This is a genomic window from Pseudomonas pergaminensis (assembly GCF_024112395.2).
GTDB lineage: Bacteria > Pseudomonadota > Gammaproteobacteria > Pseudomonadales > Pseudomonadaceae > Aquipseudomonas > Aquipseudomonas pergaminensis.
The window spans coordinates 331,276-343,386 of the sequence record NZ_CP078013.2; the positions used below are offsets into that span (position 1 = coordinate 331,276).

7 protein-coding genes are annotated in these 12,111 nt (G+C 62.8%); all 7 read left to right on the forward strand.

Features of this window, described 5'->3' with window-relative positions:
- Nucleotides 1–177 precede the first annotated feature (177 nt).
- From bcsQ to KUA23_RS01550, 7 genes are read left to right on the forward strand one after another with little or no spacing between them, the layout of a single operon-like run.
- Complete coding sequence (bcsQ, locus tag KUA23_RS01520) at nt 178–1,254, forward strand: cellulose biosynthesis protein BcsQ (RefSeq protein WP_252993352.1); 1,077 nt, start codon at nt 178–180, stop codon at nt 1,252–1,254.
- Nucleotides 1,251–3,470 (forward strand): UDP-forming cellulose synthase catalytic subunit, encoded by a 2,220-nt coding sequence (gene bcsA, locus KUA23_RS01525; RefSeq protein ID WP_252993353.1) that lies wholly within the window; start codon nt 1,251–1,253, stop codon nt 3,468–3,470. Before bcsQ ends, bcsA begins: the two co-directional genes overlap by 4 nt.
- Nucleotides 3,467–5,701, forward strand: a complete 2,235-nt coding sequence (gene bcsB / locus KUA23_RS01530; protein ID WP_078046434.1) for a cellulose biosynthesis cyclic di-GMP-binding regulatory protein BcsB — start codon at nt 3,467–3,469, stop codon at nt 5,699–5,701. The genes bcsA and bcsB overlap by 4 nt, the downstream gene beginning before the upstream one ends.
- Nucleotides 5,698–6,894: a cellulose synthase complex periplasmic endoglucanase BcsZ gene (gene bcsZ / locus KUA23_RS01535; RefSeq protein WP_252993354.1), complete on the forward strand. Its 1,197-nt coding sequence runs from the start codon at nt 5,698–5,700 to the stop codon at nt 6,892–6,894. Before bcsB ends, bcsZ begins: the two co-directional genes overlap by 4 nt.
- Nucleotides 6,876–10,766: a cellulose biosynthesis protein BcsC gene (locus KUA23_RS01540; protein WP_252993355.1), complete on the forward strand. Its 3,891-nt coding sequence runs from the start codon at nt 6,876–6,878 to the stop codon at nt 10,764–10,766. Before bcsZ ends, KUA23_RS01540 begins: the two co-directional genes overlap by 19 nt.
- A 16-nt stretch (nt 10,767–10,782) precedes the next feature.
- Nucleotides 10,783–11,445 carry an SGNH/GDSL hydrolase family protein gene (locus tag KUA23_RS01545; RefSeq protein ID WP_078046437.1) on the forward strand — a complete coding sequence of 221 codons (663 nt, stop codon included), beginning with the start codon at nt 10,783–10,785 and terminating at the stop codon, nt 11,443–11,445.
- Entirely contained in the window at nt 11,445–12,110 is a 666-nt protein-coding gene (locus KUA23_RS01550; protein ID WP_252993356.1) for an alginate O-acetyltransferase AlgF, read from the forward strand. Before KUA23_RS01545 ends, KUA23_RS01550 begins: the two co-directional genes overlap by 1 nt.
- The last annotated feature ends 1 nt before the right edge of the window (nt 12,111 follow it).

A 12,111-nucleotide genomic window follows, 5' to 3' on the forward strand; every position in this document is an offset into this window, starting at 1 on the left:
ATGGCGTCATGCCGTTCGTCGGATTGCTTTGGGCTTTGAATATCAAAATACTGACACCACTAATGTGGTATCACAGAATGCGCCCGACTTCACATAACTAGAAAAGTTCAAGGTCAGCATTGCGCTGGCCTTTTTATCGCCTTTAAAGCGCAAATCAGGGTGGGGGAGGGGCAGAACGTGAGTCGAGCAGATGACATTTCAAGACTATTCAACAAGCTGGGCGTCAGCCCCAGCGGCTACCGGGAGATCGACTTCGTCCACGAGTACATCGAGGACGCAATAGAGGTCCTGGAAACGCCTGCCGTTGCTATCGACTTGCCTGTGCTCGTTCAAACGCCTACCCGGCCTGTGGTTGCCACTGTCATTGACGAAGCCCCGTCGGCGCCGTTGTTGCGCTTGCTGGAAGAGCTGAACCACGGTGAAGCCGACCACCTGCACCCGCCCGAAGTGGTAGAGGGGCCTCAAGGTGAGGTGTACTCGGAGCCGACCACGCCGAAAGTCGTGGTGGTGGTCTCGATCAAAGGCGGCGTCGGTCGCAGCACCCTCACTGCGGCGCTTGCCAGTGGATTGCAGCGCCAGGGCCGGCCGGCGCTGGCCCTGGACCTAGACCCGCAAAATGCCTTACGTCATCACCTGTGCCTGGGCCTTGATATTCCCGGCATCGGTGCCACAAGCCTGCTGAATGAAGGCTGGGGCAACCTGCCCGAGCGCGGCTTTGCCGGTTGCCGGCTGGTAGCGTTCGGCAGCACCGACCATGAGCAGCAAAAGAGCTTGAATCGCTGGTTGGGCCAGGATGCCGAGTGGCTGGGCAAGCGCTTGGGCGGGCTCCAATTGAACGGCCAGGACACGGTGGTCATCGATGTCCCGGCCGGCAACACGCCGTATTTGAGCCAGGCGATGTCGGTTGCCGACGCCGTGTTGGTCGTGGTGCAGCCGGACGTGGCTTCGTTCGGCGCCCTGGCGCAGATGGACGCGATGCTCGCGCCGTACCTTGAGCGTGAAGAACCGCCACAACGCTTCTACGTGATCAACCAGTTGGACGCTGCCCACCGCTTCAGCCTGGACATGGCCGAGGTGTTCAAGACGCGCCTGGGCAGTGCCTTGCTGGGCACGGTGCATCGTGACCTTTCGTTCAGCGAAGCCCAGGCCTATGGGCGTGACCCCCTCGACCCTACCGTCAACAGTATCGGCTGCCAGGACGTCCTCGCCCTGTGCCGCGCGTTGCTTGAACGCCTCGACTCGGACCTTCCATGAACGACAATACGTCCTCCACGCCCTTCGTCGAGGGGCGCGTAGAACGGCGCCTGAACGGCGCCATCGCGCGCTTCAATCGCTGGCCTGCAGTGCTGCGAACGCTGCTGGTGGTGGGCAGTTGCGTGCTCGGTGGCTTGCTGCTGCTGGCCATTATCTGCGCGCCCCTGGACCTCGTGACTCAATGCCTGTTTGCCGCCGTGTGCTTCCTGGCGGTGCTGGTACTGCGCAAGATTCCGGGGCGCCTGGCGATCCTCGCGCTGGTGGTGCTGTCGCTGGTGGCGTCGTTGCGCTACATGTTCTGGCGCCTCACCTCCACCCTTGGCTTTGAAACCTGGGTCGACATGTTCTTCGGCTACGGCCTGGTCGCGGCCGAGTTCTACGCTATGATCGTGCTGATCTTCGGCTACGTGCAGACCGCCTGGCCGCTGCGCCGCACGCCGGTGTGGTTGAAGACCGAGCCAGAAGAATGGCCAACGGTCGATGTGTTCATCCCCACCTATAACGAAGCCCTGAGCATCGTTAAGCTGACCATCTTCGCCGCTCAGGCGATGGACTGGCCCAAGGACAAGCTGCGCGTCCACGTGCTGGACGACGGCCGCCGCGATGACTTTCGCGACTTCTGCCGCAAGATCGGTGTGAACTACATCCGCCGCGACAACAACTTCCACGCCAAGGCCGGTAACCTCAACGAAGCGTTGAAGGTCACCGATGGCGAATACATCGCCTTGTTCGACGCCGACCACGTGCCAACGCGCTCCTTCCTGCAAGTGAGCCTGGGCTGGTTCCTCAAGGATCCGAAGCTGGCGATGTTGCAAACGCCGCACTTCTTCTTCTCGCCGGACCCGTTCGAAAAGAACCTCGACACCTTCCGTGCCGTCCCCAACGAAGGCGAGCTGTTCTACGGCCTGGTGCAGGACGGCAACGACCTCTGGAACGCCACCTTCTTCTGCGGCTCCTGCGCAGTGATTCGCCGTGAGCCGCTGCTTGAAATCGGCGGCGTAGCCGTCGAAACCGTGACTGAAGACGCCCACACCGCGCTCAAGCTCAACCGCCTGGGCTACAACACCGCTTACCTGGCGATCCCGCAAGCCGCGGGCCTGGCCACCGAAAGCCTGTCGCGCCACATCAACCAGCGGATTCGCTGGGCACGGGGCATGGCGCAGATTTTTCGCACCGACAACCCGCTGCTTGGCAAAGGCCTCAAGTGGGGCCAGCGCATTTGCTACGCCAACGCCATGCTTCACTTTTTCTATGGTTTGCCGCGCTTGGTGTTCCTCACCGCGCCGCTGGCCTACCTGGTGTTCGGCGCCGAGATTTTCCACGCGTCGGCATTGATGATCGTCGCCTACGTGCTGCCGCACTTGGTGCACTCCAGTCTGACCAACTCGCGGATCCAGGGGCGTTTTCGCCACTCGTTCTGGAACGAGGTGTACGAGACCGTACTCGCCTGGTACATCCTGCCGCCGGTGCTGGTGGCGCTGGTCAATCCCAAGGCTGGTGGCTTCAACGTCACCGACAAGGGCGGCATCATCGACAAGCAATTCTTCGACTGGAAGCTGGCGCGCCCGTACCTGGTGCTGTTGCTGGTGAACCTGGTCGGTATCGGTTTCGGCGTGCACCAGTTGATCTGGGGCGATGAGTCCACCGCCGTGACCGTGGTGATCAACCTGACCTGGACCCTCTATAACCTGATCATCACCAGCGCCGCCGTGGCCGTGGCGTCCGAGACACGCCAGGTGCGTTCCGAGCCGCGCGTGAGTGCGAAACTGCCGGTCAGCGTAATCTGCGCCGATGGCCGGTTACTCGCCGGTATCACCCAGGACTTCTCCCAGAACGGCTTTGGCCTGATCCTCAATGATGGCCACTCCATCGGCCAGGGCGAACGGGTGCAATTGGTGCTGTCGCGAAATGGCCAGGACAGTCTGTTCCAGGCGCGGGTCGCGTTCAGTAAAGGTTCGCAGATCGGGGCGCAATTTGAATCGCTGTCGCTGCGCGAGCAAAGCGAGCTGGTACGCCTGACGTTTTCCCGTGCCGACACCTGGGCCGCCAGTTGGGGCGCCGGCCAGCCCGATACGCCGCTGGCGGCCCTGCGTGAAGTCGGTGGCATTGGCATTGGCGGCTTGTTCACCCTGTGCCGCGCCACCCTGCATGAATTGCGAACGGCCCTGCGCCGCAGCCCCTCACAACCGCTCGACACGTTGATGGACAAGCCATGACTTCCACTTTGTTTTTTGCGCGCACGCGTATGCGCGCGGCACTCACGTTGATGATTGCCTCGCTGCTGGGCCTGAGCTCGCTGGTACAGGCTGCCGAAAGCGCTTACAGCCTGACGCTCAAGCAGTTGGGCCGTCGCGACACCATGAACCTGCAGGGTGTGGAGTCGTCCGACAGCGTCAACTTCGACATCCGCGCCGACCAGGTGGTAACCGGCGCGCAAGTGCTGCTCAACTACAGCTACTCGCCGGCGTTGCTGGCTGACCTGTCGCAGATCAACGTGCTGGTCAACGATGAAGTGGCGGCCAGTATCCCGCTGACCAAAGAGGGCGCGGGCACTGCGCAACAGACGCTGGTGCAGATCCCGCCGCACCTGATCACCGAATTCAACCGCCTGCGCGTGCAGTTCATCGGTCACTACAGCATGTCCTGCGAAGACCCGTTGCATAGCAGCCTGTGGGCAAAAATCAGCAACAGCAGCGAGCTGAAACTGCAGGTGTCGCAGATCCAGTTGAAGAACGACCTGTCGGTGTTGCCGCTGCCGTTTTTCGACAAGCGCGATGCGCGCCAGCTCAGTCTGCCATTCGTGTTTGCCACCGCCCCGGACAACGCCACGCTGGAAGCGGCGGCCACCTTGTCGTCGTGGTTCGGCGCGCTGGCCAGCTACCGTGGCGCGACGTTCCCCACCACCTACGGCTCGATCCCGGCCAAGGGCAATGCCATTGTGCTGGTGCTGAGCCCGAGTGCGGTCGACGTCAACGGTGTCCAGGTTGCACAGGCCACCGGGCCGACCCTGAACCTCATCGCCAACCCCAACGATCCGCAGGGCAAACTGCTGATCGTGTCGGGCCGCGACGGTGCCGAGCTCAAGCGTGCCGCCACCGCCGTGGCGCTGGGCAACCCGGTGCTGGCTGGCAGCAGCGTGGTGATCGACAAGCTCGAAAGCCTGGCGCCGCGTCGCCCCTACGACGCGCCGAACTGGGTGCCGAGTGATCGCCCGGTACGCCTCGGTGAACTGGTCGAGCTGAAAAAGCTCAGCGTCGCAGGCTACAACCCGGGCGCCATCAACGTCGACTTCCGCCTGCCGCCCGACTTGTTCAACTGGCGTGAAGAAGGCGTGCCGCTGCACCTCAAATACCGCTACACACCGCAGCAGGTGTCGACAAACTCGTCGTTGCTGGTGGGTATGGATGACCTGTTCATGAAGTCCATGCCGTTGCCGTCGATCACCAGCCTGGCGGACGGCAAGACCTTGCTGAGCATGCTGCAGACAGACAACACGCTGCCGCGCGAAGCCACTGTGCTGCTGCCGATCAGCTCGGCGTCACCGATGTCCAAGCTGCAACTGCGCTTCATGTACGACTACATAAAAGAAGGCGAATGCCGCGACATCATCGTCGATAACATGCGCGGCACCATCGACCCGGATTCGAGCCTGGACATCAGCGGGTACCAGCACTTCATCGCCATGCCTAACCTGGGTGTGTTCAACGATGCCGGCTTCCCGTTCACGCGCCTGGCGGACCTCTCCGAGTCGGCCGTGGTCTTGCCGGACACCTTCGGCACAGAAGAGCTGAGCGCCTACCTCACCATCCTCGGTCGCTTTGGCGAGTCCACCGGCTACCCGGCCACTGCGGTCAAGGTGGTGCAGGCCAAGGACGTGCAAAGCGTGGCCGACAAAGACTTGCTGGTGATTGCCACCGGTGCTGACCAGCCGTTGTTCAAGCAGTGGCAGCAGTACTTGCCGGCCAACATTGACGGGGCGCAGCAGCACTTCAAATTGTCCGACCTGCCGCGCTACGTGAGCAACTGGGTCAGCCCTGACGACGAGGCCAACAAGCACGCCGCCAACGCCGCGATCAGTCTCAACAGCTTGAGCACCAGCACCTGGTTTGCCGGCTTCGAGTCGCCGCTCAAGGCGGGTCGCAGTGTGGTGTTGATTTCCAGCACCAAGCCCGAAGGCCTGCAGGCCGCGACGGCCGTATTGATCGGCGGTGACCAGTTCAAGGACACCATCCAGGGCAGCCTCGCGGTGGTGCAAGGTACGCAGGTCAGTTCACTGGTGGCCGACCAGCAGTATTACGTTGGCAAGCTGGGGCTCTTCAAGCAGGTGCAATGGCGCCTGTCGCAGAACCTGGGCTGGATGCTGCTGTTCACCTTCCTGGGCCTGGCGATCGTGAGCTCCCTGGTCTACCTGTCCCTGCGGGCACGTGCAAAACGGCGGTTGGCATGATGCGTAAAGCCGGTTGGGTGGCGTTGGGCCTCGCGCTCTTCGCCGGCGCGGCCCAAGCGCAGACGTGCGACGCGCAGTGGCCGTTGTGGCAGAACTACGCGACGCGCTTTGTGCAGGATGACGGGCGGGTGTTGAACTCGTCGCTGAACCCCAGCGAAAGCAATTCCGAAGGCCAGTCCTATGCGATGTTCTTTGCCCTGGTGGGCAACGACCGTGCGCGTTTTGACAAGCTCTGGACCTGGACCAAGGCCAACATGGCCGGCAACGACATCACCCGCAACCTGCCAGGCTGGCTGTGGGGCAAGAAGAAGACTGGCGAGTGGGGCGTGATCGACGCCAACTCTGCCAGCGACGCTGACCTGTGGGTGGCCTACGCGCTGCTGGAAGCGGCGCGGGTGTGGAATGTGCCGCAGTACCGCGCCGATGCGCAGCGGGTGTTGGCCAATGTCGAAAAGACGTTGATCGTGCGCGTACCGGGCCTGGGCAAGATGCTGTTGCCGGGGCCGGTAGGTTACAGCTACCCCGACGGGTTGTGGCGTTTCAACCCCAGCTACCAAGTGCTGGCGCAGTTGCGACGCTTCCACAAGGAACGTCCCGACGGTGGCTGGAACGACGTGGCCGAGAGCAATGCCAAGATGCTCGCCGACCCCAAGAGCAACCCCCACGGTATCGCCGCCAACTGGGTCGGCTACCGCGCTACCGGCGCGAATGCCGGCGTGTTTGTGGTCGACCCGTATTCCGATGACCTCGGCAGCTACGACGCCATCCGCACTTACCTGTGGGCCGGCATGACCGCCAAGGCTGATCCGCTGGCGGCGCCGATGCTCAAGGCGTTGGCTGGCTTTTCCCGTGCGACGGCGGCCTCTCCCAGTGGCTTTCCGCCGGAGAAGATCCACGTGCTCAGCGGTGCAGCCGAAAACAACAACGGCTTTTCGCCGCTGGGCTTCTCGGCCTCGGCCCTGGTGTTCTTCCAGGCGCGTGGCGAAACGGCCCTGATGCAACTGCAGAAAAACAAGCTGGACGACGTGCTGGGCAAAGCCATGGCCCCGTCGGCGCCCGATAGCGCGCAGCCGGTGTATTACGACTACATGCTCAGCCTGTTCAGCCAAGGCTTTACCGATCAAAAGTACCGCTTCGAACAGGACGGTACGGTCAAATTATTCTGGGAGGGCGCATGCGCCGTCACACGCTAGCCCTCGCGATAGTGGCTGCCCTGGTGTCCAGCGCCAGCCTCGCCGCGACCACTGACCCCCAAACCTTGCTGATCGAACAGGGTTACTACTGGCAGTCGAAGAAAAACCCGGAACGGGCCACCGAGTCCTGGCAGAAGCTGCTGGGCCTGAGCCCGGAGCAGCCGGACGCGCTGTACGGCCTGGGTCTGATCCAGGTGCAAAAGCAGCACCCGGATGAGGCGCAAAAGTACCTGGCCCGCCTGCGCGCGATTTCGCCGCTACCACGCCAGGCGTTGCAGCTTGAGCAGGACATTCTGGTCAACGTACCCGCCAATGCCAAGTTGCTGGAGCAGGCCCGTGAGCTGGGCGAACCGGTGGAAGAGCGCGAACAGGCTGTCGCGCTGTACCGCCAGATTTTCCAGGATCGCCAGCCTCAAGGCTTGATTGCCCGTGAGTATTACAACGCCCTGGCCTTCACCCCCAAGGGCACTGCCGAGGGTATCGCCGGCTTGCAACGAGTGACGCGTGAGCGGCCGGATGACGCGATTGCCGCGTTGTTCCTGGCTCGGCACCTGGCGCGCAACCCCGGCACCCGTGTCGAAGGGATCCGCGCCATGGCACGCCTGGCGCCCAACAACGAAGTCGGCGGCGCCGCTGACGAAGGCTGGCGCTTTGCGTTGGTCTGGCTCGGCGCACCCAACCGTGACCAAGTGCCGTTGTTCCAGGAATTCCTTGCCAAGCACCCGGACGACAGCGAGATCCGTGAGCTGATGAACAAGGGCATCGCCCAGGGCAAAGGGGACGGTGGCTGGCAGCGCGATCCGAAGCTGGTCAAGGCATTCAAGGCGCTCGACGCGGGTGACCTGAAAACCGCCGAGCCATTGCTGGCGGCGCGCCTGGCGGAAAAATCAAACGATGTCGATGCCCTCGGCGGTATGGGCGTGTTGCGCCAACAGCAGCAGCGCTTCAGCGAAGCGGAAAATTACCTGGCCCAGGCCACCCGCTTGCCTGGCGGTGCGGCCTGGCAAAAAGCCCTGAATGACGTGCGTTACTGGAGCCTGCTCAAACAGGCCAGGGACGCGCAGAATGCCGGCCGCAGCAGCCAGGCCCGCGACCTCGCCGCGCAGGCCGAGCGCCTGAACCCGAGCCGGGCGGATGCCACCGTGGCCCTCGCTGGTTTCCAGGCCCAGGACAATCAACTCGACGCCTCCGAAGCCAGCTACCGCAAAGTGCTGGCGCGCAACCCAGGCGATGCGGACGCGTTGAATGGCCTGATCGGCGTACTGTCGCAGTCCGGTCGTCCGGAAGAAGCCTTGAAGCTGATCGACTCGGTGTCTGCAGCGGACCGCGCCAAGCTGTCCTCCAACGTGAAAATCAAGGCCCTGCGAGCGACCCAGTTGGGCAAGGTCGCCGATCAGCGTGGCGACTTGAAGGCCGCGCAAGCCGCGTACCAACAGGCGCTCGACGCTGACCCGGAAAACCCTTGGACGCGTTTCGCCCTGGCACGGGTTTACCTGCGCGACGGGCAGATTCGCAATGCCCGCGCCTTGCTTGACGGCCTGCTCAAAAGCCAGCCCAACCAACCGGACGCGCTGTACACCAGTACCTTGCTGTCGGTTGAACTGGACGAGTGGAAAGCCGCCGATGCAACACTGTCGCGCATTCCTGCCGGCCAGCGCACCGCTGATATGAATGAGTTGGCGAGTGACATCGCTCTGCACAAGCAGACCGAAATCGCGATCGAAAGCGCTCGCCGTGGCCAGCGCCCGGAAGCCCTGGCCTTGCTGGGACGCAGCGCGACGCTGGCAGGTAAAAAGCCCGAGCGTCTGGCGGTGTTGGCATCTGCCTACGTGGACGTTGGCGCGCCGGAAGAGGGCTTGCAGATCATGCAAGGTGTGCTGGACAGCACGCCTGATCCGACCGCCGACCAGAGGCTGCTCTACGCGGGTGTACTGCTCAAAGCCAACCACTACACCGAGGCCGGCGACATCCTGCGCGGCATGCAGGGCCAGCCGCTGAGTGATGCCGGGCGTCAACGCTACGAAGACCTGATCTTCCAGTATCGGGTCAAGCAAGCCGATGCGTTGCGCGAGAAGAACGACCTGGTGGCAGCTTACGACATGCTCTCGCCGGCACTGGTGCAGCGGCCCCATGACGCCTCGGCCATTGCCGTGCTGGCGCGTATGTATGCCGACGGCGGCGACGGCAAGAAAGCCATGGCGCTTTACGAGCCGCTCGTGCAGCAGAACCCCAATAACGCGCGCCTGCAACTGGGCCTGGCCGGTATCGCCTTGAAGGGCGGTAACCGTAGCCTGGCCGAGTCGGCCACCGACAAGGCGCTGCGGCTGGACCCGACCAGTGCCGAGACGCTGACGACGGCGGGGCAGATCTATCAGGGCCTGGGCCGCAATGCCGAAGCAGCGGAGTTGTTGCGTCGCGCCCTGGCGATTGAAAACACCCAGCGGACCCAGGCGCGTTCGGCCCTGGCGGACGCGCAAGGCGTGGCGTACAACCCATTTGTTGGCCTGCCGGGTCAGCGCCGCCAGATCACCGACCTGGCCGTTGACCGTGGCGCGGTGCCTCCGCCGATCGACGCGCCGGCAAACGTCATGCCCGCGCCGGTATCGGCGCCTGGAAATACGGTAACCGCCGCCGGCTTTGCACCTTCGAACAAACTGAGCGACCCGTTCGTGCCGCGGACGCGCATCGCCGCGTTGGACAACCCGACCCTGAGCCCGGCGCGCCGTGCCCTCGACGGTCTGCTGCGTGATCGTAGCCCGTACCTGGTGCAAGGCTTGAGCGTGCGCAGCAACAACGGTGAAAGTGGCTTGAGCAAAATCACCGATGTGGAAACGCCCTTCGAGGCGCGTATGCCGGTGGGTGACTACAACGTAGCGTTGCGTGCGACGCCGGTGAGTTTGAGTTCCGGGACGGTCAAGGCCATCTCTGCGGCGCGCTTTGGCGCTGGTGCAGGTGAGGATGGCGCCAAGAGAGAAAACGGTGTCGGCCTGGCGGTCGCGGTCGAAGACCCGGCGCAAGGCGTCAAGGCCGACATCGGCGTCAGCCCGGTGGGCTTCACCTACAACACCGTGGTCGGTGGCGTGAGTGTGAATCGACCGTTCACCGAAGGCGGCAACCTGCGTTATGGCGTGAATGTTTCGCGGCGGCCGGTCACTGACAGCGTGACCTCGTTTGCTGGTTCGAAAGCACGGATCACTACCGCCGATGGCGAGGTCATCGAGAAGAAGTGGGGCGGTGTCACTGCCAACGGCGGGCGTGCAGAACTGAGCTACGACAATCAGGAAATGGGTGCCTACGGGTATGCGTCGTTACATCAATTGCTCGGCAATCACGTCGAAGACAATACGCGCATGGAACTGGGCAGTGGCGTCTACTGGTACCTGCGCAATACCCCAACCGACACCCTCACACTGGGCATCAGCGGCATGGCCATGGGTTTCAAGGACAACCAGGGTAACTACACCTACGGCAACGGCGGCTACTTCAGTCCGCAGCGCTTCTTCTCCCTGGCTGTTCCAGTGCGTTGGGCGCAGAGTTTCGATCGCTTCAGCTACGAGTTGAAAAGCTCGGTGGGCGTGCAGCATATCGCGCAAGATGGCGCCGATTATTTCCCGACGGAAAAAGACCTGCAGGAAGCGTTTGAAAACCCGAAATACAAAAGCAGCAGCAAGACCGGCATCGGCTACAGCCTCAACGCAGCCGCCGAATACCGTCTTACCTCACGCTTCTACCTGGGTGGCGAAGTCGGCGTCGACAACGCCCAGGATTATCGCCAGTACGTCGGCAACGCCTACCTGCGCTACCTGTTTGAAGACCTGAGCGGGCCTATGCCCTTGCCGGTCAGCCCTTACCGTTCCCCTTATTCGAATTGATTGATAGGAGTCATCCATGCCTGTTTCTGCAATTGCCGGCCTGACCCTGCTGGTACTCGGTGAAAGCCACTTGAGCTTCCCGGACCATTTGCTGGACCCACTGCAAGCCAACCTCACCGCCCAAGGCGCCAAGGTGCACACCATCGGTGCCTGCGGCGCCGGTGCAGCCGACTGGGTCGTGCCAAAGAAAGTCGATTGTGGTGCCGAGCAGTTGCCGGGTGGCAAACCTCAGGTGTTCGGCAAAAACGCCATGAGCACCACGCCGGTCAAGGACCTGATCGCCAAGGACAAGCCGGACCTCGTGGTGATCATCATCGGCGACACCATGGCCTCCTACCCGGACCCGCAGTTCCCAAAAGTCTGGGCGTGGAAGAGTGTGACCTCACTGACCAAGGCTGTCAGCGAAACCGGCACCAAATGCGTATGGGTAGGCCCGGCCTGGGGCAAGGTCGGCAGCATGTACAAGAAGGATGACGCGCGCACCAAGTTGATGTCGTCGTTCCTGGCAACCAATGTGGCGCCATGCACTTACATCGACTCGCTGACCTTCTCCAAACCGGGCGAGTGGATCACCACTGACGGCCAGCATTTCACCATCGACGGCTACCAGAAGTGGGCCAAGGCCATCGGCGGCGCGCTGTCGGCATTGCCGGCGGATGCCGTGAAAGGAGCCAAGTGATGAAGCGCATCACTCTGGGCCTGGCGACCTTGCTCGCCAGTGTCAGCGCCTACAGCGCCGACATTCCGCTGTACCCCACCGGGCCGGAAAAAGACTCGGCGTTCCTGCGGTTTGCCAATGGCACCGCCAGCGAATTGGAACTGGTCGCCGACGGTTCCAAGGCCAGCCTGGTATTGGCGGGCGACAAGCTGGTTTCCGACTACCTGCCGGTATCGGGCGGCAGTGCTCCTATCAAGGGTGTGTTGAGCCAGGGCGACAAGACGGCTGACCTGAGCGTCACCGTGGCCCCGGGCGAGTTTGCCACGGTGGTCGCGGTGACGGATGCCAAAGGCGGCATTCGCCAAGTGGTGATCCATGAGCAACCGGATGATTTCAATGCGCTGAAAGCCTCCCTGGCGTTCATCAACGCCGACGCCGCGTGCGCCGACGCCAGTCTGGAAGCTGTGGCACAGAAGGCCGAGCTGTTCAAAAAGGTTGTTGAAGGTTCGGTGCAGCGCCGCATGATCAACCCGGTGGAACTGTCGGTGCAGCTCAAGTGCGCGGGGGCGCCGGTTGGCCAGCCGCTGACGTTCAGCCTCAAGGCCGGCGAACGCTACAGCGTGTTGGCGCTGCCATCCGCCACGGGCTCACGGTTGTTGTTCGCGCCTGATTCGCTCGCTAACTGAT